Genomic DNA, 26807 nt, shown 5'->3' on the forward strand with positions numbered 1-26807 from the left:
TATAGCTTATTTCAATTCAACAACTGTGACGCCTAAGCCCCCTTCGCCGGCTTCACCAAAACGGAAGGATTTCACACGCTTATTGTTTTTCAAATAGCTTTGAATACCTTGGCGTAAAGCCCCAGTACCAACACCATGGATAATAGATACACGACCATAATTCGCGAGTAAAGCATCATCAATATACTTTTCTGTCCTTAAAATTGCATCTTCATAGCGCTCTCCACGCAAATCCAATTCTAATTTCACATGGCCATTTCGATTTTTTACACCAGCTGTTCGTACAATAGGCTCTTTTTCAGGTTTAATATACTCCAAATCACTATCAGAGATTTTCATTTTTAAAATCCCCATTTGGACAACCCATTCAGTATTCGAAACTTTTTCTAACAAAGTACCTCTTTGACCATAGCTTAACACCTTTACCTCATCCCCGACAACTAAGTTTTGTGCACGGGCTTTTACTTGTGCAGCTTTTTTTAGTACTTTATTATTTTCAAGCGGTGTTGCTTCTTCCAAACGTTTACGTGCTTCAATCAGTTCGTGCTCTTTAACAACTTGGTCGGCATTTTTACGCATTTCTCTCAGCTCAGCAATAATACCTTCCGCTTCACGTTTCGCTTCTTCTACAATTTTACGAGCTTTTTCTTTAGCTTTCTTATCAAGTGCCTCTTTACGCTCTTCATAGGCTTGCAATTTATCTTGTAGCTCTTTACGTAAGCTCTCTGACTCTAACAATAATGCATGGGAACGCTCTGCATCATCCTCCGATTGACGACGTGTTTCCTCTAATGAAGCAATCATCGATTCAACCTCATGTCGATCTGTTCCTGTAAAGCCTTTAGCACGCTCAATAATGGACTCTGGGAGACCAAGGCGACTGGATATTTCAAATGCATTTGAACGTCCAGGAACACCAATTAATAAACGATAGGTAGGACTCAATGTTTCAATATCAAATTCTACACTGGCATTGGCAACACCAGGTCGATTATAACCGTATGCTTTGAGTTCAGGATAGTGAGTCGTAGCCATCACACGAGCACCACGACCATGCACCTCATCTAAAATAGAAATGGCTAAAGCTGCCCCTTCTTGTGGGTCCGTCCCTGCTCCTAACTCATCAAATAGAACAAGTGACTCATGATCAAATTTTTGTAAGATGTCGACAATATTGACCATATGAGATGAGAATGTGGAAAGCGATTGCTCTATAGATTGCTCATCTCCAATATCAGCAAACAATTGTTTAAACACAGCAAGTTGAGATCCATCCAATGCTGGTACCGGTAACCCTGCTTGAGCCATTAATGTACACAAGCCAACTGTTTTTAAAGTGACCGTTTTACCACCTGTATTTGGACCCGTAATGACTATTGCTGTTATGTCTTTCCCAAACTCAATATCGTTTGGCACAGCTATATCTATTGGTAACAGAGGGTGGCGTGCACGAACAAGGCGGATATAGCCGTCCTGATTCATTTTAGGCATTGTACACTTATTGGCTTGGCCATACTTGCCTTTAGCTAAAATGACATCGATATCCCCTAATACCTTTACTAAGTTAAATAAATCTGGTGCTACATCTTGCACCATTGCACTTAAAGCTAGTAAAATTCTTTCAACCTCAGCCTGTTCTTTCATTTTCAAACGATGAATTTCATTATTCGCTTGGACGATAGAATCTGGCTCAATGAATAATGTTTGTCCAGAAGAGGATTGGTCATGGACGATTCCACCGTAATGATGACGATATTCTTGCTTGACAGGAATGACAAAGCGATCATTCCGAATTGTAACAAGTGTATCAGATAGCATTTTCGATGCATTACTGCCACGGATTAAGCTCTCCAATTTAGAACGCACCTTAGCTTCTTCCGAGCGTAAGGATTGGCGAATAGTTCGTAAAGTTGTACTAGCCGAATCTAAAACGGCTCCGTTATCATCAATACAGTTATTAATTTCATGCTGTAATCCCGTTAATACAGGCATTGTTTCCTTTTTAGCGATGAAATGTGGAATCTCAATTACTTCATCGGCTTCTAAATCCTCGATAAAATTGCGGAGAATTCTACTAGCTCGAATTGTACTAGAAATTTCCATTAGCTCTATCGCTGCTAACATGCCCCCTATTTGTGCTCTTCTTGCAGATGGTCGAACATCAAATATCCCACCCATCGGTACATTACCTTTTACACGTAAAATGGATAAACCCTCATCCATTTCTTCTAATAGTTGTACTACTTTATCATAATCAGTCTGTGGTACAAGCTCCTCGATGGCTGATTTCCCAATTGAAGAAGTACAATAGGTAGCCACTTGTTGCCGTACTTTATCGTATTCTAGTGTTTTCAATGCGCGTTCTGCAATCACTGAGAACACCTCCTCAACCTATTTATTTCGTCGTATGAACGCTTCAAATTGATCACACGTCCATGTATTCACAATCAAATCTTTTGGTATCCATGCTCTATTGGCATAGCGAACTCCAATATCCATAAAACGTAAATGTGCCGAATCATGGGCATCCGTATTAATTGCTATTGGTACACCTGCTGCTAAAGCCATTTCTAAATGTTCAACACATAAATCAAGACGGTAAGGGTTGGCATTTAACTCTAAAATTTTACCATATTCCTTCGCCCAGGCAATTAACTGTTTCATATTAGGATTATAGCCATCACGATCTTCAATAATTCGCCCTGTAGGATGGGCAATCATATGGACATAAGGATTTTGCATAGCTGTCAGTAGACGTGCCATAATTTTTTCCTGTGATTGTGTAAAACTTGAATGGATAGAAGCAATCACAAAATCTAATTCCCGCAATACTTGATCATCAAAATCTAAGGTTCCATCCGGTAAAATATCCATTTCTGTACCTGTAAATAAATGAAATTCTGGGTGAGCTTCATTAAAAGCTTCAATTTCCACTCGCTGTTTTTTTAAACGCTCTGGTGTTAAACCATTTGCGACTTTTAGAAATTGAGAATGATCCGTAATAACGCCATATTGATAGCCACGTGCTAGTAATGCCTTGCCCATTTCTGCAACAGAATATGCACCATCCGACCACGTCGTATGCATATGCAAATCAGCCTTAATATCCTCAAGTCGAACTAATTTTTGTATTTCCTCTGTTTTGTCAAACTCCTTTGTCCCTGAACGTAAGCTAGGTGGAATCCAAGGTAAATCAAAATGAGCAAAAAATGCCGCTTCATCTTGAAATGTTAGAACCGTACCATCTTCCTGCTCTACACCATATTCACTAATTTTTTCTCCTCGCGCTTTTGCAAGTTGGCGCATGCGTACATTATGGTCCTTAGAGCCGGTAAAATGATGCAAGGCAGTTGCATATTCCTTGTCCTTCACTAAGCGAAAATCAACGCTGACTGGCTCATCTAAATCCAAAATCACCGAGATTTTTGTATCTCCTGCTGCAACAACCTCTTGAATGGCTAATGTATTTATTAAATTTTCACGGACTACGTCAACCGCTTCTGTTACAACAATAAAATCAATATCTTTACTAGTCTCCACTGCCCGACGGAAACTTCCAGCTACTGAAAAACGTTCCACTTCCTCCATACTATCTAGAAGGGCCTCTATTTGTAAAACCACAGGCTCTAGCTGCCAAATGGGTAAACGCTCAGAACGATTAGCTAAATTGGCAAGCTCCTTTAAAATTTTCTCTTCTGTTTTGGCAGCAAAGCCGGCTAATTCACGAACCTTGCCTGCTTCACAAGCCTCCTTTAAGCTTTCCGCTGAATCGATGCTTAGCTCTTGGTGAAGCTTGGCTATCTTTTTTCCACCTAAACCTGGCAACTTTAACAATGGCAATAATCCTTTAGGTACAATCTCTTCTAGGTCTTTTAGCAAACTCGATTCACCCGTTACCATCAAATCCTCAATAACAGCAGCCGTCCCCTTGCCAATACCTTTAAGTTTGGTTACATCATCCATTTCACTTAATGAACGCTCGTCTCCTTCAAGTGCTGCGGCTGCTTTTCGAAAAGCAGATACCTTGAATGGATTTTCACCTTGCAATTCCATGTACAGAGCAATTTTTTCGAGTGTACGAATAATGGTTTTTTTATTCACCAATAATTCCTCCTATCGTAAAAACACTTCTCTCAAAACAGAGAGAAGTGCATAGTTGACTATTGCATATAAATATACCACCAGTTTTGGAACATCTTTGTAATGACCGGTGTATGCTCTAAAATAAGACCACTTAACAATGACTTCGACATTAAATTTTGTATGCTATCAATCGGTAGTAAAGCGCATACGTATAGCAAAATAAACATAATTAAATAGTTTTCAATCATGCCGAACAGCGCTCCTAGCCAACGATTTACTGTATTCAGTACAGGTAAATAAGCGATAAAGTCAAAAATCGATGCCACAATTTGCAATGTTATTTTTACGGCGAAGAAAATTACCGCAAAAGCAATTACACGATAGAATGTGCGGTCTAAATCTAGACTGTCTATCACGACACCAAGACTACCTGTATCAGTAACTCCTGGATATGGAACCCAAAATACAAATTTTTGTGCTAATGGCTTATAATAAATATACGCAACAATTAGGGCTACTATAAAGCTGACAATGTGCATCATTTGTACAATAAAACCACGTTTTGCACCGACACCAATTCCAGCTAACAGTACCACTAATATGATTAAATCTAACATTCTCTTCAACCCTTTAATTTTTTCAATTCTTCTTCCAGTTGCTCCAGCCGCTCTTTTAATAGTAAATTATCATGTACTGTATTTACTGCTGTCAGAACAGCAAGTTTTGTGCTATCAAGTGAGGGATTATGTACGTTCATCTCGCGCATACGGTCATCAACAATCGAAGCAACAAGTCGCATATGGCCAATGGATTCCAAGCCGACCATTTTATATGTATGACCATATATTTCCACAGAAATTTTATTCTTTTCTTGTTTTTCCATAGTCGCACCCTCCTATAAATTCGATACTCGCAAGATTTTTTTCGCTTGCTAGCACCATCACACAAAAAAGCTATTTATTATCATACCATGAAAGGTATAAAATTGTGAACAATGAGGACAGAAAGGATCGATTAAATGTCAAATATTGTGCTTTCCATTTCAACAAATATTCAAAAAGAGGTGATGGCATACTATGCAGCCAACTATATTGAACGTAAGGCTGCTGGTGTAATCTTCGCCGCAAAACTACCAGATACCTCCATAACAATGTATAAATCAGGAAAATTAATGTTTCAAGGTGGTGGCGCTGAGCGTGAAGCTGCCCGCTGGGGGACAATTGAAAAAACACCGAATTCGAAATCAGCTATTATTGGGGCAAAGGGGGATACACTACCAGACCAATTTGCATTGATGTCCGTATTAGGCTCAGATGAAACAGGCACAGGGGATTATTTTGGCCCCATGACAGTAGCTGCCGTGTATGTACCTTCATCCAAAATTGAACTAATCAATGAGCTTGGTGTCAAAGACTCAAAAATGTTATCGGATGATTATATGCGGAAAATTGCTCCTGATTTACGAGCAGCCTGCGTTCATAGTGTTCTCATCTTACGCAATGAAAAATATAACAGCCTACAAGCAAAAGGCTATTCACAAGGGAAAATGAAAGCCATGATGCACAACAAGGCACTGCACAACACCCTGGCAAAAATGGCTCCCGAAACACCTGAATATATCTTAATTGATCAGTTTGCAGAACGGGGTGTTTATTACAATTACTTAAAAAACGAACGAGAAATTGTACAGGAAAGCGTGTACTTTTCTACTAAAGCCGAGCAATTGCATGTAGCCGTGGCCACAGCATCCATTCTAGCTCGTGCTGCGTTTTTAAAGGAAATGGATCGTCTAAGTGATATAGCGGGTCTAGAGTTAATGAAAGGGGCCTCAAACAAGGTAGATGTGCAAGCTGCACGTATTTGGCGTAAACAAGGCGAAGAATTTCTACGCTCCATTACAAAATGGCATTTTGCTAATACAGAAAAAGCGAGAAAGATGATTTAAAAAACTACTATATATAAATTAACCACTAAAAAAGATTGTCTATATGACAGTATTTTTTCTTTTACAATGAAATAAAGTAAAGCCGTTGATTTCCACTACGGGCGGACGCTTTCCGCGGGCGGGGTCGAGCTGCTTCCCTCGCTTCGCTCAGTCCAGGATCTCGACTTTCCCGCTTTTCCCGCAGGAGTCGCCGCCCTTCGTTCCCATCAACTTCTACATAAAGTACTCCATCTACATAGGGTGTTGAAAAGTAAATTTTTGAGGTGATAAACGATGATGACGAAGAATCCATCCAATGAACGAGAACAATTAGAAATGTTAACGATTGATCCATTAGTTCCCAACAATCATTTAGTGCGAAAACTAGAGGCTGCTATTGATTTTTCATTTATCTATCCTTTAGAAGGCTTTGTCTTAGGTGCCATTGTGACTCCGGAAAATGTGCACGATAGCCATGTATTGCAGCCACTTGTGGAAAGGGTCATTCAAAACGTTCAAAAACCATTAGCTGTTGCGGCAGACGCAGCCTATAAAACACCAGCGATTACGAACTTTTTGTTAGAGAATCAAATGTTGCCTGTTCTTCCATATACACGTCCTAAAACGAAAGATGGATTCTTCCGAAAGCATGAGTATATATATGACGAGCACTATAATTGTTATCTTTGCCCACAAGAGCAGATATTGAAGTATGCGACAACGACGAAGGAAGGATATCGCCAATATAAATCGAATCCTTTGATTTGTGCGAAGTGTCCATGCCTTTCCCAATGTACAGAAAGTAAGCATCATCAAAAACTCATTCAACGTCATATTTGGGCGTCGTATGTGGAGGAAGCTGAACATTTACGCCATTCCTATGACATCAAACAAATTTATGCCAAGCGCAAAGAAACGATTGAGCGTGTCTTTGCGGATGCAAAAGAAAAGCATGGTAAGCGATGGACAACCTTAAGAGGTCTAAAAAAATGGTCCATGCAGGCGATGCTTACTTTTGCTGCCATGAATTTAAAGAAACTAGCTATTTGGACGTGGCAGACAGCTTAATAGAGCATCTATGCTCGAAGAGAATGTTGGATAGCAATGATTTACTAAATATTGAAAATAAAAGAGAAAGAAAAATGACAAAAGTCATCGAGAGTAAACTTCTCGATGACTTTTGACTAAGTTTAAGACCATCTAAAACGACAGTCTTTATTATAAATTTTAGCGTACCTCTGTACCGTCGATTGTAGCAATTGCTTTTAGTACTTTATTGTGTGCAGCTACTACTTCTTCATCTGTTAACGTACGTTCTGGGTCGAAGTATGTGAGTGAGAATGCTACAGATTTTTTCCCTTGCTCCATTTTCTCACCTTCGTAAACGTCAAATACACGGATATCCTTCAATAATTTCACGCCGGCTTCATTAATAGCTTTAACGACTTCACCTGCAGTTGTTATACGGTCCATAATGAGCGCAATATCACGAGACATTGCAGGGAAACGAGGTACTGGTGTATAAGCAAGTGGCGCTTCTTGATTTGTTGCATTTAATAGAGCAACGAGATTCATTTCCATGATATAAGTATCTTTTACACCCCATGCTTTTTCCTCTGCAGGATGTAGTCCACCTATGATCCCAACTTGCTCGCCATCTAATAATATGCTAGCTGTACGACCTGGATGTAATCCATCAATTTGTGCTTTTTCAAATGAAATACGATTTCCTAGACCAAGCTTGCCAATGACACCCTCGATAACACCTTTTAAGACGAAGAAATCTACAGCCTTTTTCTCACCTTGCCATGCGTGATCTAGCCATTTCCCTGTAAGGACTGCTGCTAGATGCTCTTCTTCGAAAGGCTGTCCTTCCTCCGATTGACCAAGAAATACTGAGCCAATTTCATATAGTGCTACACTGTCTGCTTGGCGGGCAACATTATAGGCTGCTGCTTCGATTAAGTGTGGAACTAGGCTTTGTCGTAGTGTAGAGCGATCTTCGCTCATAGGCATTAGTAAACGAGTTACTGGCTCGGCTTTCAATGCAAATCGTTGTGACAGCGCATCAGATGTTAATGAATACGTCACAGCTTGATACAGACCAGCACCCTCCATATAGCTACGAACAACACGACGATTAGCTTGATAAGATGTCAAACTACCTACTTGTGTTGCACCTTCTGGTAATGTCATTGGAATCTCATCATAGCCATAAAGTCGAGCAATTTCCTCTACGATATCCTCTTCGATTTTAATATCCTGACGACGTGTTGGTGCATCAATAATTAATAAACCATTTGCAGCTTCTACTCCGAATTTTAGGCGCTCTAAAATAGAAAGCATATCCTCTAATGCGATCTTCATGCCTAAACGTTCGTTAATAAAATCTGGTGAAACGACAACACGTGCTGGTGTTTTGTCTAACTCGTCTACTATACATGTTCCTTCCAATACTTCACCACCAGCTAATGCAGCAAGTAATGTTGCAGCACGTTCGGCAGCAGGTAAAACACGGTTAGGGTCCACCCCTTTTTCAAAGCGAGCAGATGCATCTGATCGAAGGCCAAGATGACGAGATGTTTGACGCACTGTTAAGCCATCGAAATAAGCTGATTCAATGACAACAGTCGTTGTAGAATCCGTTACCTCAGAATTAGCACCACCCATTAAACCAGCTATAGCAACTGGCTCTTTGCCATTCGTAATAACTAAATCTGACGCTCTTAATGTACGTTCTTGATCATCCAAAGTTGTGATTTTCTCACCATCTGTCGCTTTACGAACAACGATTTCACCCGTTGCTAGGCTATCATAGTCGAAGGCATGAAGTGGTTGACCATATTCCATTAACACATAATTCGTCACATCCACTACGTTATTATGCGGGCGCACACCTGCTGCCATCAAACGATTTTGAAGCCACATTGGAGACTCACCAATTTTGACATTTTTCACAACTTTTGCGACGTACATTGGATTTGCTTGCATATCTTCCACGCGAAGCTTTAGTAAATCCTCTGCTTTTTCATTGGCAGCTTGATAAGCGATATTTGGATACTTTACTTCCTCTGACAGGATAGCACCCACCTCATACGCTACACCTAGCATTGAAAGTGCATCTGAGCGATTTGGTGTTAAACCAAGCTCTAGCACCGTATCGCGTAAGCCTAGAATGGCTAGCGCGTCAGTTCCTACTTCCGCATCCTCCGGAAGCACGTAAATGCCCTCAGAATAAGCTTTAGGAACAAGCTTTCCTTCAATACCAAGCTCTTGTAATGAACAGATCATGCCATTTGATTCATGTCCTCGGAGTTTGGCCTTTTTAATTTTAATACCGCCTGGCAAATGGGCACCTGGGCGAGCCACAATTACTTTTTGACCAGCATCTACATTGGGAGCACCACAAATAATTTGTTGAGGCTCTTCTTCTCCAACATCAACTTGACAAATATTTAATTTATCGGCTTCTGGATGTTTATCCTTTGATACAACATATCCGACTACAACTTTATCCATTGCATTCGCACGATCAATGACTGCGTCTACTTCAATCCCTGAGCGTGTAATTTTTTCTGCTAATAGCTCAGGTGCTAAGTCCTGTGTATTGACATATTCTTTTAACCATTCTAATGATACTAACATATTTTATCCCCCTTACGCCTCTGTTCGCTCGAATTGTGATAAGAAACGAGTGTCACTTGTATAGAAATGTCGAATATCGTCGACACCATATTTCAACATGGCAATACGCTCTGCACCAATACCAAATGCGAAACCAGAAACTTTCTTCGGATCATAGCCAGCCATTTCTAAGACGTTTGGATGAACCATACCTGCTCCTAGTATCTCAATCCAGCCAGTGCTCTTACATACGTTACATCCTGCACCACCGCATTTAAAGCATGAGATATCCATTTCAACAGATGGTTCTGTGAATGGGAAGAAGCTCGGACGAAGTCGAATTTCACGTTCAGCACCAAACATTTTTTTTGCTAAGGTATCTAAAGTTCCTTTTAAATCACTCATACGAATATTTTCCCCAATTACTAAACCTTCAATTTGCATAAATTGATGTGAGTGAGTGGCATCATCATTATCACGACGGAATACTTTTCCTGGACAGATGATACGAATAGATTCACCTTTTTTAGCTTCCATAGTACGAGCCTGTACAGGTGATGTATGGGTACGTAATAATATTTCCTCGGAAATATAGAACGAGTCTTGCATGTCACGAGCAGGATGACCCTTTGGTAAATTTAATGCTTCAAAGTTATAGTAGTCCTTCTCTACTTCAGGACCCTCTGCAATTTCATAGCCCATGCCAATAAATAAATCTTCAATTTCTTCAATAACACGTGTCAATGGATGACGATTCCCGACTTTTATTGCACGTCCAGGTAAAGTAACATCAATCGACTCACTTGCTAATTTTTCAGCAATAGCCGCTTCTTCAAGTACAGCAGCCTTTGACTCTAATACTGCCGTTACGTTTTCACGAACATTATTCACTAAAGCACCCATTTTTGGTCGCTCTTCAGCTGATAATTTACCCATACCTTTTAATAAATCAGTAATGGGCCCTTTTTTCCCTAAATATGCAACACGTACTTCATTTAATTCTTTTAGACTTGCTGCCGCTTCAATTTTAGCAAGTGCTTCTTGCTCTAATTGCTTTAATTGCTCTTCCATGTTAAAACCTCCCTAGAAAATTAACGCCTGTTTTTAGGCATAAAAAAACTCGCCCCTAAAAAAGGGACGAGGACATATTCGCGGTACCACCCTAGTTATTGCAAGGCCCAATATCCTTACAATCACTTCATTGACATAACGACTTGATAAAGCCGGCTTACCTTTACAGCATTAGGCTGGTCCCGGTAGCTGCTCACGGGCTGAATTCAAAATTGCATCGGTACGGCGTTGGCTCTCAATCTCCGGCCACACGCTCCCTGTCGTCCATTCACAATTTTTACTACTTCCCGGTCATAGCATTTCATATTTAAACTTACATTTTAGAGTTAATTATACAATAATAAACTGTTGCAAATCAAGGGACAACTAGCAACAAGCATGAATCACTTAATTATCTCACAAAACCATATAGAACTATACCGGTTGCAACAGCTACGTTTAGTGATTCTGCCTGACCCAAAATAGGAATGATTATATTTTGGTCTGTCATTGCTAAAAGCTGTGGCTGAATACCACTTCCTTCATTCCCCATTATAATCGCAAATGCACCAGTATGATGAATGTCGCTATAAGGCACCGCGTCTTCATCCAATGCCGTACCAAATACAGGTACTCCTTGATCCTGTAAAAAGTCGACACATTCTGTTAATTCTTCACGTACTACAGGGATGTGGAAATGTGAGCCTTGTGCAGCTCGTAATGTTTTAGGATTGTAGATATCGGCACAACCCTTCCCTAAAATAACAGCGTCTAACCCAGCAGCATCAGCTGTACGTATCATTGTCCCAATATTACCTGGATCTTGAACAGCATCGATCAATAGCACTTTACGCCAAGATGTCTTCGCTTCCTCCTCTAAAACAGGCTGTTTACAAATAGCAAAAACACCTTGTGACGTTTCTGTTTCAGCAAATTCCTTCGCTACTACTGACGTCACCTCTACAATAGCGATTCCATCAATTGGCCATAGCATCGGTAAATCTACACCTTCACGCACAATAATCTGTAGGACTTGCTCCTTATGTTTTAATGCTTCTTCTATGAGGTGAAAGCCTTCGACTATGAATTCACCTGATCGTTCCCGCTCTTTTCTTGTTGTCGCTAATTTTTTCCAATATTTCACTAACGCATTTTGCGTAGATTCGATTCTCTTCATTGCTACCTATTACCGCCTTTTTCCTATATATTGACCATTATTATACCTTAGGAAATACCAAATTTCATAGCTATGTGAGAAAACTGTTATTTTTCTAAGACAAGTATAACTTTAGTACAGCTCTAATAAATCCATTATGCTATAATCATACATATTTCTCAGTAATTTTACAGTATCAAAAAAGGGGATGCGGATGAAAAAAACAATCCATGTAGTTGGTGCCATAATTGAAAATGATCGACAAGAAATTTTTTGTGCTTTAAGAAATACCCATATGGTGCTCGCTAATTATTGGGAATTCCCTGGTGGTAAAATTGAATCCGGCGAAACTCCTCAGCAAGCACTTTATCGAGAAATCCTTGAAGAATTCAACTGCATCATTCAAGTTGGTGATCCAGTAACGCAAACTCTTTATGAATATGAACCATTTTTCGTTCACCTAGAAACTTATCTAGCCACTATTGTTGAAGGTACTCCACAAATATTGGAACACGCTGAAGCAAAATGGGTTCCTCGTCAGCAATTGCTTGAGCTTTCTTTCGCTCCTGCAGATTTACCTTCCATTCAAAAATTATTAGCGGAACAATAAAACACATTTACTTCATATCATAAAAATGGGTCACTTGGTTACGACCATTTTTTTTCGATGCATACAAGGCATCATCCGCATTCTTTAGCAAGGTCGTACCAGTATCTTTAGATGTGACGGTTGCCAAACCAATACTTATGGTCACTTGCCCAACTGGCCAATGATCTAACGCAACGGTTTTTCTTATTTGCTCCCCTATCTCTTTTGCTGCGGCAATCTCGGTTTCCGGTAAAATCATAACAAATTCCTCACCACCATAACGAACGACGGTATCTTCTTTACGCGCTCGTTGTGTTAATAGCTGTGCCAATTGAGCAAGAACATCGTCACCTACTTGATGTCCAAACGTATCATTAACCTTTTTAAAGTGGTCAATATCAAGAATGCATAGAGAGAAAGGCTTAGCTGATTCATAATAACTATTGAGCTGTTGTTCAAGTTTTTCTTGGAAGAATCTCCTATTTTTTAAACCCGTCAGTTTGTCTGTCTCCGATAATTCAACTAAGGAAGCATTCACGGTTAATAATTTTGCCTGTTGTTGTTCGATTTCTACATATATTTGCTCCAAATTGGCTAACGCCTGTTCTTTTTCTTGGTAGGCTGCCTCTAGTAGCTTCTTAGCTGAACGTAACTCTTGTTCATAATCAATACGCTTTTGCATTTTGACTAAAATACAATCAATTCGCTCTACCGTATCTTCCGTATACAATCTAGCATTCATTAGAAAAGGTATGGCCATACCTTCCTTATGTTTGAGATGAATAAACAATTCCTCTACTTGCTGTTCTAAATTTATCGCCGGATAAAAATAGGAGTGAAAAATTAATTTATTAGGAGTAGATAGAAGTATTTCTAAATGTTGTTGTAGCAAATCCACCTGTTCAAAGCCTATCCATTTTAGTAAGGTGTGATTGACCTCGGCAATCAATCCTTCGTGAGTGATGGAAAGAAAACCACAGGGCGCATCATTAAGTCGTTGTTCCATTTACAATAATCCTTTCATTATCTTCTCTACAAAAATCCATAATACACTGAATGGTTTCATTTGGGTGACTAATGTGAGGGTAATGTCCTTTCGCTTCCATTAAGCTAAAAGTACTGTCTTTAATATGTTTATGTAAATAATCTCCTACACTTATGGGCACAATACTGTCCTCGGAGCATTGTATAATTAAAACAGGGACTGTTACCTGTGATAATTCATTTCGATGATCCGATAAAAATGTTACCTCGGCAAATTCTCTCGCAATGACAGGATCTGCAGATTTAAATGTTTGTTTGAGTTCATCCGTTAATGCTGGATTTTCAGGATTGCTCATTGCGATAGGGGCCATATAACTTGCCCAACCCGCAAAGTTCATTTCCATCATCTCTAATAATTCCGAAATATCACTACGCTCAAATCCACCAATATATTCACCATCATTTAAATAACATGGAGAAGGACCAATCATAATTAATTTTTTAAAGTATTCCGGTCTTTTGATGGATGCAAGTAATCCAATCATGGAACTAATAGAATGTCCTACAAAAACACTTTGCTGTAATTTTAAAGATTCAATAATATCCAATAAATCTTGCATGTAGCCTTCCAAATTTTTATATTTCTCTGATATATAGGCATTTTTATCTGATCTTCCAGAGCCGACATAATCGAATAAGATAATTTTATATTTGTCCATAAATGCAGGCGTAATATAACGCCACATGTTTTGATCACAGCCAAAACCATGTCCAAAAATAATCGGTTGATCTCCTTGTCCAACTATTTTTACATGATTACGAACAACAATATTTTCCATCCAACTAACTCCTTTTAGAAATATATGTAATAGTTTTATTGTGAACTTTGGTACGGTAATTATCAAGATTAATTTCCACTTGTAGATTGGACATACTTTGATCATTAAAAAGAGCAGCAATGCGTCCGCATACTGCTCATCATATTGTCTATAACCATTTTCTAATTGGCGGAATACTTTGCGGAAAGTGAAAAACATTAAATGGATCATATTTTGTTTTCACTTCTCTCAGCCTTCTAAAATTACGACCATAATAGGCTGTTGGCCAATCCTGAATAAATCGATCTGGGAAATTGACATAATCACCAGTGGTATATGGAGATAAAGCTCTTCGTATGTTCTCCACCCATTCGATATTTTTCTTTTCTTCAGCTGGCTTTTTCCAAGAAGTATTGTATTCTTGAGCCATTATTGCATTTCGGTAATAATAGGCTGTGCGAGTTGGCGAAATTTCACTGATTGCTCCTCTTAAGGATTGTTGCCAAATTGTCGTATTTGGATTAGGGGCAAGCGTTAAAAAATCCTTCATTCTTTTAATGGCCTCAAAAGGAAGTGGTCTCTCTATAAAGGAACCTGATCTTTTATAGAGAACTGGTTGATTACCACTCGGTAGATCAAAAAATTCTACAGCCTTGATATAGGGTACTTCCTTTATCCATATATTTGTTGGTGAACCTGCCTTCCTTAGAGGTCGAAGAAGTTTTTTTAACTCAGCTGTAGGACCCACAAATTCCCCTTGTGCTACAACCTCTCCAACTTCCTTAGTCTTTAACTCAATTTGCGATGTCAAACGCTTATCGGTAAAGGGAGCCCATTTTTGCCAAGTATTAAAAGCAAGCTCAAAATCGTCCCATCCCCATGTGATAGAAAAGAGCGAAACTTCACTGATAGCATGAAGCTTGAATGTTAATGAAGTAACAATCCCAAAATTACCGCCGCCGCCACCACAACTTGCCCAAAAGAGGTCATTATGATTTTGCCTATTTGCTTGGATGATTCTAGCCCCATCCTGTCCACTTGCCGTCACTATCTCTACTTCGAGGAGATTATCACAAGTTAGCCCAAAAGGTCGTGACAGCATGCCAATCCCCCCACCAAGAGTTAAGCCAACTACACCAACGCTACTTTCTGTGCCAGCAGGTATCGTTACACCATTTTCCCATAATTCTCTGTACACCTTTCCTAAATTGGCTCCAGCATCGATTTTGACCGACATATCTTGCAAATTAATAGCCATGTGATTCATATCACTTATATCAATGACAAGTCCTTTATTTAATATCGAATAATTTTCATAGCTATGGCGGCCACTGCGAACCCTGAAAGGTTCATTGTTTTCTCTTGCCCATCTCAAGGCATTCACCACATCTTTTGTTCTTTGACAAAATACAATTATTCTCGGATATTTTGGATTACTTAAATTATTATTCGTCCTGGCTTGTTCATAATTCGGATCTTCAGGAGTAACGATTCTGCCTGTAAGTTTCGCTTTTTTCACCTCAAACCCCTTTCCTATCATACCTAACTTATGTCATATCCTATGCTAGGTATCATAGGGAAAGAATTTGAAGTTTTAAGCATTTTACTTTTCTCTTATAAAAATACTCATTTCTTCATTTGAATCATATGATGCAGTAATGAACTATCATGTAGGAGGTGTTCTATGATTATTCATGTAGTAAGTGCTGGGGAAACGCTATGGCATATTGCCAATCGTTATGGGGTATCTGTGCAATCTATTACCTTATTAAATGCGTTAGCCACACCAGATCAATTAGCCATCGGACAATCACTTGTTATACCGTCACCCTATACCACCTATACCGTTAAAAGCGGAGATACATTATGGGCAATTGCACAGCAATTTGGCGTTCCGCTAGAAGCCATCATTGCAGACAATCATCTAACTAACCCTGATATGTTAACCCCTGGCACTAAATTAATTATTCCACCAATCATTCATATTGTGGAGCCTGGAGAAACTTTATGGCAAATAGCTCAAGAGTATGAGACGACCATCCAAGCAATTGTTGCTGTAAATCATATAAACAACCCTAATATGATTTATGTCGGCGCTCAGTTAATCATCCCTAGAAAATTACCCCTCATTGAAGTAAATGCTTATTCTTACCAACCATCTGAGGAAGCGATTGATTCCATTAATGCCGTTGGTCATCTACTTACTTATTTTAGTCCTTTTGCATATATGATGAAGGAAGACGGTACACTACAGCCTATAAACGACGAAAAAATGATAGCAGCTGCACAGGCTAAAAACATCATTCCTATGCTAACGCTCACTAATTTTACTTCTACAGAGGGTGGCTCTAATTTAGCACATGTTGTCTTGTCCAATGAAGATTTACGTGTCAAGGTGATGAATAATGTTTTGCAGGTAATGCAAGAGAAGGGCTATCAAGTTTTGAATATTGATTTTGAAAATGTTTTACCAGCAGATCGAGAAAATTACAATGCGTTTATACAATTAGCTGCGGATACGCTTCATCCAATGGGCTATCTCGTGTCAACTGCACTCGCACCTAAAACAAGTGCAACGCAAGCTGGAACGTTATATGAAGCACACGATTACGCGGCGCACGGTCGAATAGCAGATTTTGTGGTTTTGATGACCTATGAATGGGGGTATCGCTTTGGTTCTCCTCAAGCGATTTCCCCTATTAATGAGATGAGAAGAGTTGTGGAATATGCACTGACAGAAATACCAGCAAATAAAATTTTATTAGGCTTTGAGCTATATGCTCGTGATTGGCTATTACCCCATGTCAAAGGCCAAGAAGCCGAAACTTTTAGTCCACAGCAGGCTCTTAATCGAGCCATTGAATATGGCGCTACTATCCAATTTGACCAAACAGCACAATCCCCATTCTATCGTTATGTCGATGAACAAGGGAGAAATCACGAGGTATGGTTTGAAGATGCAAGAAGTGCCCAAGCTAAATTTGACTTAGTCAAACAATATAACCTTCGAGGAATTAGTTATTGGGCTTTAGGTTTCCCATTTCCACAAAATTGGGTACTTTTAAATGAAAATTTTTCTATAATAAAACCTTAGCTTTTTCTTATTGTGTACTCAACTAATAAAGATATGCTACATTTTCCCGATTTTTTCCCATGATAAAAAGCTCATTTCAAAGCCATATTAAGATATATCAATTTGAAAGGAGCAACTCACATGGGAAGAGACAATAAACAAGGTCAAAGTAACAATAAAGGTTCATTACCTCAAACACCAAAAAATCAGAAGATCGCCCCTAATAAGGTTAGCGAGGAATTTTCTCAAGAGTTCATGGAGCTGATTAATTCAGTAACCCAAAATCAGCACAATAAGAAGAAAAAATAAGGGGGGCTTCTGTTGGATTATCAACGTGCACATGAAATTGTCGCCTCACCGTTAGAATATGAAGTGAGCTATAATGGTGTATCCGTTTGGATTGATAAACTCCATGATGATGAGAAAACAGCGACTGTTCACCTACGACGCTCTTTAGAGGAGCGTTCTGAAGTAGATATATCCGAACTGAAGGAAGAATATCTCGTTCACTAGAAAAGAAAGAACCTGCTTCATCACTAAGCAGGTTCTTTGCATTGCTTACACACTATAATTTTCTTTATATTGAAGCTGCATCAAGACGTCATTTACATGGTGGTGCAAATCATGAAAGGTTTCCGAAATTTGCTGAGGTGAAATCGGTTTACTAAATAAGTAACCTTGAATATAATCACATCCACCTTCCATCAGAAACGAAAGCTGTTCAACCTCTTCAATCCCCTCCGCCACAACCTTCAAGCGTAAATGCTTGGCCATCGAAATAATCATCGATACAAGTGCTTCATCATTTGGATTATGTGGAACATTTCTAATAAAAGTGCGGTCAATTTTTAGACAATCTATTGGAAAATCCTTTAAATAGGATAAAGATGAATATCCTGTTCCAAAATCATCTACTGCTATTTGAATGCCAAGCGCCTTTAATTCATGCAGTAGCTGTGTCATTTGATCAATATTCATTGTCATACTTTCTGTAATTTCTAATTGTAGATAATGAGCATCCAATTTTGAACGTTGTAATATTCCAGCCACCATTTCAACTAAATCCTGTTGAAATAATTGTCCAAGTGAAAGATTAACAGCTACTTTGATTGGAGGTAACCCTTGTTCCTCCCATTGTTTCGCTTGCTGACAGGCTGTTTCTAATATCCATTTTCCAAGAGGAATAATAAGACCACATTCTTCAGCAATCGGAATAAATAATTCAGGTGACACAAACCCCCGACTTGGATGTCGCCAGCGTACTAATGCTTCAACAGATTCAATCGCACCACTCTTTAAATTTACCTGTGGTTGATAATCTAAATAAAATTCATTATTGGCTAATGCATTATGTAAATCTTGCTCAAGCAATATACGATCTGCAATTCCTTTAGACATGTATGGCTTATAAAAAAGAAATCTTTGAGGTATTTGTCTAGACTCTCGCATGGCTAGTTGGGCATGCATCAATAGCTCTTCCCCCGACCACTTTTCCTCTTGTAGGGCAATTCCCATATTCAAATTGCCATTTAACGAAAATAATTGTACCTGTAAAGGTTTTTTCATGGCACTTTTTAGATTTAAGCAAAATTGTAATAGCTCCTCAACAGTCTTTACATGGTGAATGTAAATGACAAATTGGCCCTCTTGTAGTTTGGTCGCAAAATAGTGCGGTGGTAAAATCGTTTGAATACGGTCTGCCACTAACTTCATCATTTTATTAGAATGACTGATTCCTATGGAAGAACGAATGGCTGCAAACCGATCAATTTCTATCGCAATGATTGCCTTTTGAAGTTCGTTTTCATGTAATTTTTCCTTTAATGTTTTAAGTAATAAATGCTCATTTGGCAATAGTGTAATATCATCATGATAGGCTTGAAATTGAAGCTCCCGTTGTGATTGTTCAAGATCTTTTTTGATTTTCAACAGTTGTTGAAACGGCTTTTCAACCGATGTATAATAAATTGCCTTTAAGAAAAAGTAAAATGCTAAAAATTGATAAATAAGGGCGGAGAAATCCCAAATAGCATGTGTATCTTGGCTTATTATAAAAAGCGTATCACTTACAATAAGCGATATAGCCGCACTGATGAGCCACATGGAACGCTTTGGCATTTTCTTAAAAAACCTACTAATAATATTTATTGTGATCAGTTGAAGAACAATAGAAAATAGGTGTACCATATTATCAATAGGATCTATCCATTGTACTGGCAAAAATTTTGGTGAAATAAAAACTAGGAGAATACTTGCTATAACAAAAAGTAGAGAACCGCTATAACTAAGGATTCTATACTTTATTGTTAATTGTTTTTTAGGATATAAAATAATGAATAAAAAACCAAGTGATAAGTAAAAACGTATTAAGATATGTAAAGTGCCATCTATATAGTCCCATTTAATATAATGGTTATGGCTAAAAAATAAACTTACTAATTCAAGTAATGCTAAAATAAAAAACACATTTCCTATGTATAAAGTCTGATTGGATAGTAAGTGAGAAAATACTAAATAGGATTGTATGGCTATTGCCATTGTAAACACAATAATCAATACTTGTATAATCAATTTTAAATTTGTATAAATTTCACCTTGAAAAACATCATATACTTGATTGCTAAAAATTAATAATGGTATGACCAGTAGTAATGGTAATACCATGTACCAAACCTCTTTTTTATCGATCTGATTAAACCATTTGCCCAACACAAACCCTCCATACTACTATGTAAAATCACTAGGTATTTTTAACTACTGCAACTGAATAATTTATGTAAAATTGTATTTTTCTTTGACTACTTACAAATCATAACACTTTTATCGTAATTTGTATGCAGTCAAGAGAAGCATGCTAATATTCATTTTGTTACAATATTAGCATACTTTTGATATATTATTGCTTTTTTTCCACTCTAGAATCCTTATTTCTTAACTTCTTAATGATTCTTTCCCTTCTTTTTTTACTGGCTGCTACGGAAAAACCTAGTATATTAGCGATGTCTTGATCACTGCGATCTTCTACATAATATAAATATAAGATGCTTCTTTCTACCTGTTTTAACTGTCCTATCAAATTCTCTAGAAAGTTGGAACTTTGTGGATGGTTATATTCCTCTCGCTCGAACTCACTACGAAGAAAATCAAGTGTTTCATCATCAACTGTTGCTATTTTCTCTAAATAGTTTTTTTCCTTTATTAATTCATTTAATATTTCTCCTTTTATGTTGGAATAAATATAACCAGATAATTGTCCTTTTGCTGGATCTGCTTTTAACCATGCCCTCCAAACAGCAATAGTCGCTACTTGGCGATAATAATCATAATCTTTATAAATTCTAAAGTTTGTAAGAATAGAACTAATCATCGGTTGCACACTTTCCAATATTTCCTCAAATGATTGGGTAGTTGTGGGCTTTCGATTGTTATGGATAGTCATTTGTCTCTTCCTGTCAACTATGCACAGTCCGATATTCCTAGGTGATGTTATCTTAAAATGGATATATATAAAAATCGAATGTTCACTTTTATCATTTAATCGCTCAATATGATTCAAATTACTAGCAGTATTCATCATAATTACACCTTGTTTTTGTAAAATTGAACTATTTTCTTTGGTATTTCGTACATATTAAAACGATACTTGGACAAATTACTATTAAGGAGGCGAAATAGATGAATTTTCAAATTAGAGATGCGATTACAGCCAATGTACACGGTCAATCTGCAGCAGAAATTAAAGATATTGTTGAAGATGCCATTAGCCGTGGAGAAGAGCATTTACTCCCAGGACTTGGGGTATTTTTTGAAAAATGGTGGAAGCAATCAAGCTCTACTGAACAAGAAGCATTCGTTCAAAAGTTAGAAAAAGCATTTGCAAACTGATTTTTTATAAGCAATGCATTCCCTTTCCAATAAATGCATGATAATGTTTTACTTATCAGAAAATTTGGAGGGATTGGAATGACTGTTGTAGTAGAATTTATTGTCAATCAACTCAAACAGGTATTATTAGAAGAGCAAGTGTCAACAAACGAAACGGTACGACAGCTACATGGTAAGGATGAATCCCATCATGCGATGAGCTTACCTGATATCGTTGTTTTTCCACGTTCCACCGCTGATGTCAGTGCCATCTTAAAAGTCGCGCATGCACAACGTGTTCCGGTTGTACCATTCGGTGTTGGCTCAAGTCTAGAAGGAAATGCAATTCCCATTGCAAATGGTATTTCAATCGATTTCTCTGAAATGAATGCTATTTTAGAAGTTAGACCTGAAGACCTTCTTGTAAAAGTACAGCCAGGCGTCACACGTTCACAATTGAATAAAGAATTAAAAAAGCATGGGCTACAATTTACAGTGGACCCGGGTGCTGATGCCACACTAGGTGGTATGGCAGCTACTAATGCTAGTGGCACTACTGCTGTTCGCTACGGTGTTATGCGCGATCAAGTTCGTGATTTAGAGGTAGTATTGGCAGATGGCTCTGTGATTCATACTGGAAATTTAGCAGCGAAGTCCTCTTCTGGCTATCATTTAAACGGTTTATTCGTTGGCTCAGAAGGTACGCTTGGTTGCTTTACTGAGCTTACACTGAAAGTATATGGAATACCTGAATTTGTGACCGCAGGACGGGCTGTTTTTAATACAGTGGGCGATGCTGTCAGTTCCGTCACTGCATTATTACAAACAGGAATAATGGTTGGTCGGGTGGAGTTAGTTGATGAAGCCTCCATTCAACAAGTCAATACTTATCATGACATATCCTTTAACGAAAAGCCGACACTATTTTTAGAGTTCCAGGGAAATGAGGCAGGTATGCATGCAGATATAGCATTTGCCACAGAAATTTTTAAGGATTTTCATTGCCTATCTGTTGAATTTGAACAGGATAATGCTGGACGTAATAAACTTTGGGAAGCACGCCATTCATTGGCCTATGCCTATATGCATGCTCATCCTGGTAAAAAGCTTATGTCAACAGATGTTTGTGTTCCTATTTCCATGCTTGCCGAAACCATTTTATATGCAAGGGAGCAGCTAAATAATGTGGGACTAGTAGGAGGAATTGTCGGGCATGTAGGAGACGGTAACTTTCATGCGCTATTAATGTTAAACCCCGATGATGCGGAGGAGCAGACAAAAGCCGATCGCTTCAACAAGCAAATTGTTCAATATGCTCTGCTTCGAGGTGGCACATGTACAGGAGAACATGGTGTTGGCATTGGTAAGATGAAATATCAAGCTACTGAACATGGTACCTCTCTTGCAGTGATGAAAAGTATTAAGATAGCACTTGACCCCCTTAACATAATGAATCCCGGGAAAGTCTTCTCCCTATAACCATAAACAAACCGCCGATTCCAACAATCAGCGGTTTTTATTTATAAATCATAGCGGAAGCTCTTTACTAATATATCTCCCTTATAAAATTCCTTTGACTCGTCTCTTACAAAACCTAAAGATAAATAAAGATTAATAGCAGCCTGCATAATATCTCCTGAATGCAAGTATAGTGCCTGATCCTGTCTCTTTCTTGCAAAGGCAAAGCTTTCATGCAATAATTTCTTAGCAACTCCCTGCCCTCTTCCTTTTGGATGAACCCCCAATAAACGAACGATGGTCGATTGTATATTAAGCTCTGGCAGCCCATATGCTTTCTCTGCATCGGTAAATAATTGCAGTCCCCCTAAAATCTCATCCCCTCTCCTTGCTATTAGAATAGTTTCGGCGTTTGGATTGCCAACGGATGCTCGAATATCATTTAAATAGGACGCCCATTGCTCTGGGTCCTTATAATCCTTTTCATATTGCCCATAGCTTTCTACTAAAACCTTACGATAATCTGCATACTCTTCCTCTTGTAAATGTTCAATAACAATTTCCGCTGTTGTCATATATTTTCCCCTTTCAACTAAAGCCCACTTTTACTATAGGCCATTACTCTTTTTTCAATACGATGTGAGATCGATTCTGTAATAATCGAAATCCCCCAATAAATGATACCAACCGCAATGAAAGCCTCTAAAAATTTCAAGTTCACAGAAGCAACAATGTTCGCCACTCCTGTCAATTCTTTGATGGACAGAAAAAAAGCTAATGATGTGGCATGTAAAAAACCAATAAAGACATTAGTAAAGTTAGGAATTGACTTACCAAATGCTTGTGGTAAAACATACCGTCGCATTGCTTGTGTAAATGTTAAACCTATTGCATATGCCGCTTCTAATTGCCCTTTGGGGACACTTAAAATACCAGAGCGAATAATTTCCGATGCATATGCCCCTGCACTGAATGTGAATGCAAGTATTACAAAAAATAATATAGGAATTGAACTGGATTGAAATGATAAGTGAAAAGTATTTACCACACCATCCACTAGCATGGGTAATCCAAAATCAACAAGCATGATATGCATAATAATAGGTGTGCCTCTGAAAAAGGAAACATAAAAATTTAAGAAGGGCGTCAAAAATTTTATTTGTTTTATCCGTACAAAGGCTACCATAATTCCAATTACAATACCCAAAAAAACTGGGGTAAATGTCATGAATAGTGTTAGCGGTATTACTTTACTAATTTCTCGTAAAGCCTCCATCACAAATACAATATCAATGGTCATAGCACATCCCCCTAATAAGTTTCAACTTCTTTTGGCATATAGCGATTGAAATAACGTTCATTGAATTTGAATATTTTTTCAAGAATTATGACAATCGCAAAGTAAACGATCGATAATGCCACATATATTTCAAAAGCCCGTGTTGTGGACGCAATTAAAGTCTCTCCGCGCCCAACCATATCCATTACACCTATAGAAAAAGCGAGTGAGGTATCTTTTAATGAACTAATCATGGTGTTCGCTATATTTGGAAAAGCAACGCGGATTGCTTGAGGGAAAACAATTCGCAAAAAGGCTTGAGGCCCGTTTAAGCCCACGGAAAAGGCTGCTTCTATTTGCCCACGATCAACAGTTAATATGGCTGCACGAAATATTTCAGCAAAGGCTGCCGCATTGCTCAGTGTATACGTAATAATGACAAAATACATAGCATCCAATCGAGTAACATCAATATGAATGAACTTTAGGAGTGCTGGTACTCCATAAAACACTAAAAACAATTGCACTAAGATTGGTGTGCCACGAATAAATGAAATATAAATTGTAATAATTTGCTTTAATAGCGCTACGTTTAAAAGCTTTGGTATTGCTAGCATAATTCCTAGCACTATACCAAAAATTATGGAGAACACTAGTATTTCTGCAGTTACTGGTAAATACTGAAGCAATGTTGGAAGTACTTTCGCAATGAGTACAAAATCAAGATTATTATCCATGCCTCTTTCTTCCTTCCTTGATTGTTAGAAGTCTACTGTATAATCATCACCTAACCATTTTTTACTTAGTTTGCTAATAACCCCCTCTTTCTTCAGCTCAACAATAGCCTCATCTAAACGCTCTTGTAACTTCACCTCATCCTTATTTAATAAGAAATAAACCTTCGAATTTAATAATGCATCCCCAACAACCTTTTGCTGTGCTTCATTGCTTTCGTTATAGTATTTCACGGCAAAGGGTGTCGTAATAATGGCATCAATACGGCCACTTGCTAGTTGATTATTGACATCGACTGAACCTGAAGAATACACGATATTCGCGCCTAAATGATGGTCCTTATTATATTTTTCAAGAAAGACAGCGGAGTTACTTGTTGGCGAAACACTTACGTTTTTCCCTTTCAAATCTTCAATAGATTGGATCTCATTATTTTTTTCATTTACTGTCACCTTTAATGGGAAAACATTATACGGTTCTTTATTAAATAAAAACTTTTCCTCTCGTTCACTATTAACTTCCATTTGATGGGCGATGAAATCTATTTTTCTTGTTTCTAAACTTAGTAATAAATTTGAAAATTCCATTGTTTTCAAGTCAAATTCATACTCAGGTAACTTTTCATCAATTGCTCGAACTAGCTCCACATCATAGCCGGTTAAGTTGCCTTTTTCATCTATAAAACAAATATTTGGAAACTGTGTACCTGTACCAACGATAATTTTTTGGACATCTTCTCCTCCTTGCGCTGTTTTTTGTTCATTCGAATCTCCGTCCGATTTTTCTACACATGCTGTTAAAAGCGCCGTCAGCAAAAGTAGCATATAAAATAATATTTTTTTCATATAATTCCCTCTCCTTCTTCTATGTTTGTGAGGGTAAGCTCACGGCAAGTGCATTCTTTACGTGTTCTAAACCAATTTCTGTTATGGCTCTATAGACACCACTTTCTCTCGAGCCAATTTCTACAATGGGCACGTAACGAACACCATATTTTAAGTCAAGAATATCTCTAAATGAATCATGATTTGTTACATCTACCGTTTTATAAGGAAGGTGCTGTTCTTGTAAATACGCTTTTATATCATCGCAATAGCTGCATCCCTGCTTTGACCAAACAATTATATCTCTAGTCACACTCATTATTTTTCCTCCTTATCTTACTGTTACTTGTTGCTGCAACTTTAAATGAATAGGACTTAAAAGTTCAAAGGAGCGTTGCCGTTCAAATTCCTTTCGTACAGGCGTGTGCAAAATGAACTCATCTATTTGGTATTGAACGTGAAAATGATCAAGTAGATTTTTAATTTCTTCTGGTGATCCATAAACAATATCCGCATCATATTGTTTGACCGTATATTCCTCTCCAGACTCCTGCCCAAATTTTTCTGCTAGCTCTACGGATTGTAGAGTCAACGTCCTACCGCTTGCTAAATGAACTTTTGTAATTTTTTGGTCTTCTATCAGTCCCTTTGCTTCTTTATTTGTAGGTGCTGCAACAGCTGCGATTGAGACCACAAAGTGGCCTTTAGGATGATGTTCACGATAAATACTAGACGCCTGTGCTAGTAATTCATTGTCACTATTAATAAATCGTGCAAAGACGAATGCAATACCAAGTCTTCCAGCAAGTTCTGCACTTTGTGGACTTGCCCCTAATAAGAATAGTGCCGGACTTACTTTTGGGATAGGTGTGGCTTGCACACCATGAAGATCATGATCCGTAGGTACATTTTGTTCAATTAATTGCTGTAAAAATGTGAGTCTCTTTTCAAAATCCTCGCCTTGATTGAGCGTGCCATATTGTAAGGCTTTTGTAGAAAGCGGTAAACCACCTGGTGCCTTCCCAACACCTAAATCAACACGCCCCGGCTCTAAGGATGAAAGGACATGAAAATTTTCAGCTACTTTGTATGGACTGTAATGCTGGAGCATGACTCCTCCAGAACCAATACGAATAGATGCGGTTTTTGCAAGTAAATAGGACACTAATACTTCGGGAGATGACCCTGCTAGTGCATCCGAATGATGATGTTCCGATACCCAAAAACGAGAGTAGCCTAACTGCTCTGCATTCTGTGCCAATGCGACAGTTTTTTGTAATGTTTGCTCATTTGTAGCTCCATCCATAATTGGACTTTGATCTAATATGCCTAATGTATAACTCATA

The 26807-nt window shown here is 38.2% G+C and carries 25 protein-coding genes and 1 pseudogene; 8 read left to right on the forward strand and 18 right to left on the reverse strand.

Annotated features, from left to right (window positions below):
* Positions 1 to 6 precede the first annotated feature (6 nt).
* Genes A2J09_RS12685 through zapA form a run of 4 tightly spaced genes read right to left on the reverse strand, consistent with a single transcriptional unit; the run spans position 7 to position 4966 of the window.
* A complete protein-coding gene (locus A2J09_RS12685; protein WP_012295572.1) occupies positions 7 to 2373 on the reverse strand; it encodes an endonuclease MutS2 in 2367 nt (788 codons plus the stop codon).
* An 18-nt stretch (positions 2374 to 2391) separates the two neighbouring features.
* Positions 2392 to 4101 carry a DNA polymerase/3'-5' exonuclease PolX gene (polX, locus tag A2J09_RS12690; protein ID WP_012295573.1) on the reverse strand — a complete coding sequence of 570 codons (1710 nt, stop codon included), beginning with the start codon at positions 4099 to 4101 and terminating at the stop codon, positions 2392 to 2394.
* 59 nt (positions 4102 to 4160) lie between these two features.
* A complete protein-coding gene (locus A2J09_RS12695) occupies positions 4161 to 4700 on the reverse strand; it encodes a CvpA family protein (RefSeq protein ID WP_012295574.1) in 540 nt (179 codons plus the stop codon).
* A 5-nt stretch (positions 4701 to 4705) separates the two neighbouring features.
* On the reverse strand, positions 4706 to 4966 hold the full coding sequence (gene zapA, locus A2J09_RS12700; RefSeq protein ID WP_012295575.1) for a cell division protein ZapA: 261 nt from the start codon (positions 4964 to 4966) through the stop codon (positions 4706 to 4708).
* A 135-nt stretch (positions 4967 to 5101) separates the two neighbouring features.
* On the opposite strand from zapA, the gene rnhC reads away from it, so the two are divergent.
* Both rnhC and A2J09_RS12710 read left to right on the forward strand, forming a co-directional pair.
* Positions 5102 to 6028 carry a ribonuclease HIII gene (gene rnhC, locus A2J09_RS12705; RefSeq protein WP_012295576.1) on the forward strand — a complete coding sequence of 309 codons (927 nt, stop codon included), beginning with the start codon at positions 5102 to 5104 and terminating at the stop codon, positions 6026 to 6028.
* A gap of 402 nt (positions 6029 to 6430) precedes the next feature.
* Positions 6431 to 7075, forward strand: a pseudogene (locus A2J09_RS12710) (transposase); the annotation flags it as partial.
* 159 nt (positions 7076 to 7234) lie between these two features.
* Here A2J09_RS12710 and pheT read toward each other — a convergent pair.
* The 3 genes from pheT to A2J09_RS12725 form a co-directional block, all read right to left on the reverse strand.
* Positions 7235 to 9652 (reverse strand): phenylalanine--tRNA ligase subunit beta, encoded by a 2418-nt coding sequence (pheT, locus tag A2J09_RS12715; RefSeq protein ID WP_012295578.1) that lies wholly within the window; start codon positions 9650 to 9652, stop codon positions 7235 to 7237.
* Positions 9653 to 9664: 12 nt separating this feature from the next.
* Positions 9665 to 10702: a phenylalanine--tRNA ligase subunit alpha gene (gene pheS, locus A2J09_RS12720; protein WP_012295579.1), complete on the reverse strand. Its 1038-nt coding sequence runs from the start codon at positions 10700 to 10702 to the stop codon at positions 9665 to 9667.
* 391 nt (positions 10703 to 11093) lie between these two features.
* Complete coding sequence (locus A2J09_RS12725) at positions 11094 to 11858, reverse strand: TrmH family RNA methyltransferase (protein ID WP_012295580.1); 765 nt, start codon at positions 11856 to 11858, stop codon at positions 11094 to 11096.
* A gap of 193 nt (positions 11859 to 12051) precedes the next feature.
* On the opposite strand from A2J09_RS12725, the gene A2J09_RS12730 reads away from it, so the two are divergent.
* Positions 12052 to 12447 carry a (deoxy)nucleoside triphosphate pyrophosphohydrolase gene (locus tag A2J09_RS12730; protein WP_031416407.1) on the forward strand — a complete coding sequence of 132 codons (396 nt, stop codon included), beginning with the start codon at positions 12052 to 12054 and terminating at the stop codon, positions 12445 to 12447.
* A gap of 7 nt (positions 12448 to 12454) precedes the next feature.
* Here the strand turns inward: A2J09_RS12730 and A2J09_RS12735 are convergent, their stop codons facing one another.
* The 3 genes from A2J09_RS12735 to A2J09_RS12745 form a co-directional block, all read right to left on the reverse strand.
* Complete coding sequence (locus A2J09_RS12735) at positions 12455 to 13432, reverse strand: sensor domain-containing diguanylate cyclase (protein WP_012295582.1); 978 nt, start codon at positions 13430 to 13432, stop codon at positions 12455 to 12457.
* Positions 13416 to 14249, reverse strand: coding sequence for an alpha/beta fold hydrolase (locus A2J09_RS12740; protein WP_012295583.1), 834 nt, complete (start codon positions 14247 to 14249; stop codon positions 13416 to 13418). The genes A2J09_RS12735 and A2J09_RS12740 overlap by 17 nt, the downstream gene beginning before the upstream one ends.
* 148 nt (positions 14250 to 14397) lie before the next feature.
* Positions 14398 to 15747 (reverse strand): FAD-binding oxidoreductase, encoded by a 1350-nt coding sequence (locus A2J09_RS12745; protein ID WP_036162292.1) that lies wholly within the window; start codon positions 15745 to 15747, stop codon positions 14398 to 14400.
* 165 nt (positions 15748 to 15912) lie between these two features.
* Between A2J09_RS12745 and A2J09_RS12750 the strand changes: the two genes are divergently transcribed.
* The 3 genes from A2J09_RS12750 (at position 15913) to A2J09_RS12755 (ending at position 17814) form a co-directional block, all read left to right on the forward strand.
* On the forward strand, positions 15913 to 17322 hold the full coding sequence (locus tag A2J09_RS12750) for a LysM peptidoglycan-binding domain-containing protein (RefSeq protein ID WP_012295585.1): 1410 nt from the start codon (positions 15913 to 15915) through the stop codon (positions 17320 to 17322).
* 120 nt (positions 17323 to 17442) lie between these two features.
* Positions 17443 to 17610 (forward strand): YfhD family protein, encoded by a 168-nt coding sequence (locus tag A2J09_RS23475; RefSeq protein ID WP_139015345.1) that lies wholly within the window; start codon positions 17443 to 17445, stop codon positions 17608 to 17610.
* A gap of 12 nt (positions 17611 to 17622) precedes the next feature.
* A complete protein-coding gene (locus tag A2J09_RS12755) occupies positions 17623 to 17814 on the forward strand; it encodes an H-type small acid-soluble spore protein (protein WP_012295586.1) in 192 nt (63 codons plus the stop codon).
* Between the two features lie 45 nt (positions 17815 to 17859).
* Here A2J09_RS12755 and A2J09_RS12760 read toward each other — a convergent pair whose 3' ends face one another.
* Complete coding sequence (locus A2J09_RS12760) at positions 17860 to 20010, reverse strand: bifunctional diguanylate cyclase/phosphodiesterase (RefSeq protein ID WP_227256899.1); 2151 nt, start codon at positions 20008 to 20010, stop codon at positions 17860 to 17862.
* A gap of 187 nt (positions 20011 to 20197) precedes the next feature.
* Positions 20198 to 20875: an RNA polymerase sigma factor gene (locus A2J09_RS12765; RefSeq protein ID WP_227256898.1), complete on the reverse strand. Its 678-nt coding sequence runs from the start codon at positions 20873 to 20875 to the stop codon at positions 20198 to 20200.
* 101 nt (positions 20876 to 20976) lie between these two features.
* Between A2J09_RS12765 and sspI the strand changes: the two genes are divergently transcribed.
* Together sspI and A2J09_RS12775 are read left to right on the forward strand one after the other, a co-directional pair.
* A complete protein-coding gene (sspI, locus tag A2J09_RS12770) occupies positions 20977 to 21186 on the forward strand; it encodes a small acid-soluble spore protein SspI (protein ID WP_008179231.1) in 210 nt (69 codons plus the stop codon).
* Between the two features lie 78 nt (positions 21187 to 21264).
* The gene (locus A2J09_RS12775; protein ID WP_036162293.1) at positions 21265 to 22644 is read left to right on the forward strand and encodes an FAD-binding oxidoreductase; all 1380 of its coding nucleotides are present in this window, start codon (positions 21265 to 21267) and stop codon (positions 22642 to 22644) included.
* Between the two features lie 41 nt (positions 22645 to 22685).
* Here the strand turns inward: A2J09_RS12775 and A2J09_RS12780 are convergent, their stop codons facing one another.
* The 6 genes from A2J09_RS12780 to A2J09_RS12805 are packed head-to-tail and all read right to left on the reverse strand — an operon-like array spanning position 22686 to position 26806.
* Positions 22686 to 23198 carry a GNAT family N-acetyltransferase gene (locus A2J09_RS12780; protein ID WP_012295590.1) on the reverse strand — a complete coding sequence of 171 codons (513 nt, stop codon included), beginning with the start codon at positions 23196 to 23198 and terminating at the stop codon, positions 22686 to 22688.
* A 17-nt stretch (positions 23199 to 23215) separates the two neighbouring features.
* Positions 23216 to 23923: an amino acid ABC transporter permease gene (locus A2J09_RS12785; RefSeq protein ID WP_012295591.1), complete on the reverse strand. Its 708-nt coding sequence runs from the start codon at positions 23921 to 23923 to the stop codon at positions 23216 to 23218.
* 11 nt (positions 23924 to 23934) lie between these two features.
* On the reverse strand, positions 23935 to 24639 hold the full coding sequence (locus A2J09_RS12790; protein ID WP_012295592.1) for an amino acid ABC transporter permease: 705 nt from the start codon (positions 24637 to 24639) through the stop codon (positions 23935 to 23937).
* Between the two features lie 24 nt (positions 24640 to 24663).
* Positions 24664 to 25482: a transporter substrate-binding domain-containing protein gene (locus A2J09_RS12795; protein ID WP_012295593.1), complete on the reverse strand. Its 819-nt coding sequence runs from the start codon at positions 25480 to 25482 to the stop codon at positions 24664 to 24666.
* A gap of 19 nt (positions 25483 to 25501) precedes the next feature.
* A complete protein-coding gene (locus A2J09_RS12800; protein ID WP_012295594.1) occupies positions 25502 to 25780 on the reverse strand; it encodes a glutaredoxin family protein in 279 nt (92 codons plus the stop codon).
* A gap of 12 nt (positions 25781 to 25792) precedes the next feature.
* On the reverse strand, positions 25793 to 26806 hold the full coding sequence (locus A2J09_RS12805; RefSeq protein WP_012295595.1) for an LLM class flavin-dependent oxidoreductase: 1014 nt from the start codon (positions 26804 to 26806) through the stop codon (positions 25793 to 25795).
* Position 26807: the final 1 nt, after the last annotated feature.

This window comes from Lysinibacillus sphaericus (assembly GCF_001629735.1).
GTDB lineage: Bacteria > Bacillota > Bacilli > Bacillales_A > Planococcaceae > Lysinibacillus > Lysinibacillus pinottii.

What these genes read in the sequence shown, in the direction of transcription:
- A2J09_RS12695 (WP_012295574.1), bottom strand. Translation starts at nt 4,700, where the DNA reads ATGTTAGATTTAATCATATTAGTGGTACTGTTAGCTGGAATTGGTGTC.
- zapA (WP_012295575.1), bottom strand. Translation starts at nt 4,966, where the DNA reads ATGGAAAAACAAGAAAAGAATAAAATTTCTGTGGAAATATATGGTCAT.
- rnhC (WP_012295576.1), top strand. Translation starts at nt 5,102, where the DNA reads ATGTCAAATATTGTGCTTTCCATTTCAACAAATATTCAAAAAGAGGTG.
- pheT (WP_012295578.1), bottom strand. Translation starts at nt 9,652, where the DNA reads ATGTTAGTATCATTAGAATGGTTAAAAGAATATGTCAATACACAGGAC.
- pheS (WP_012295579.1), bottom strand. Translation starts at nt 10,702, where the DNA reads ATGGAAGAGCAATTAAAGCAATTAGAGCAAGAAGCACTTGCTAAAATT.
- A2J09_RS12725 (WP_012295580.1), bottom strand. Translation starts at nt 11,858, where the DNA reads ATGAAGAGAATCGAATCTACGCAAAATGCGTTAGTGAAATATTGGAAA.
- A2J09_RS12730 (WP_031416407.1), top strand. Translation starts at nt 12,052, where the DNA reads ATGAAAAAAACAATCCATGTAGTTGGTGCCATAATTGAAAATGATCGA.
- A2J09_RS12735 (WP_012295582.1), bottom strand. Translation starts at nt 13,432, where the DNA reads ATGGAACAACGACTTAATGATGCGCCCTGTGGTTTTCTTTCCATCACT.
- A2J09_RS12740 (WP_012295583.1), bottom strand. Translation starts at nt 14,249, where the DNA reads ATGGAAAATATTGTTGTTCGTAATCATGTAAAAATAGTTGGACAAGGA.
- A2J09_RS12750 (WP_012295585.1), top strand. Translation starts at nt 15,913, where the DNA reads ATGATTATTCATGTAGTAAGTGCTGGGGAAACGCTATGGCATATTGCC.
- A2J09_RS23475 (WP_139015345.1), top strand. Translation starts at nt 17,443, where the DNA reads ATGGGAAGAGACAATAAACAAGGTCAAAGTAACAATAAAGGTTCATTA.
- A2J09_RS12765 (WP_227256898.1), bottom strand. Translation starts at nt 20,875, where the DNA reads ATGAATACTGCTAGTAATTTGAATCATATTGAGCGATTAAATGATAAA.
- sspI (WP_008179231.1), top strand. Translation starts at nt 20,977, where the DNA reads ATGAATTTTCAAATTAGAGATGCGATTACAGCCAATGTACACGGTCAA.
- A2J09_RS12775 (WP_036162293.1), top strand. Translation starts at nt 21,265, where the DNA reads ATGACTGTTGTAGTAGAATTTATTGTCAATCAACTCAAACAGGTATTA.
- A2J09_RS12780 (WP_012295590.1), bottom strand. Translation starts at nt 23,198, where the DNA reads ATGACAACAGCGGAAATTGTTATTGAACATTTACAAGAGGAAGAGTAT.
- A2J09_RS12785 (WP_012295591.1), bottom strand. Translation starts at nt 23,923, where the DNA reads ATGACCATTGATATTGTATTTGTGATGGAGGCTTTACGAGAAATTAGT.
- A2J09_RS12790 (WP_012295592.1), bottom strand. Translation starts at nt 24,639, where the DNA reads ATGGATAATAATCTTGATTTTGTACTCATTGCGAAAGTACTTCCAACA.
- A2J09_RS12795 (WP_012295593.1), bottom strand. Translation starts at nt 25,482, where the DNA reads ATGAAAAAAATATTATTTTATATGCTACTTTTGCTGACGGCGCTTTTA.
- A2J09_RS12800 (WP_012295594.1), bottom strand. Translation starts at nt 25,780, where the DNA reads ATGAGTGTGACTAGAGATATAATTGTTTGGTCAAAGCAGGGATGCAGC.
- A2J09_RS12805 (WP_012295595.1), bottom strand. Translation starts at nt 26,806, where the DNA reads ATGAGTTATACATTAGGCATATTAGATCAAAGTCCAATTATGGATGGA.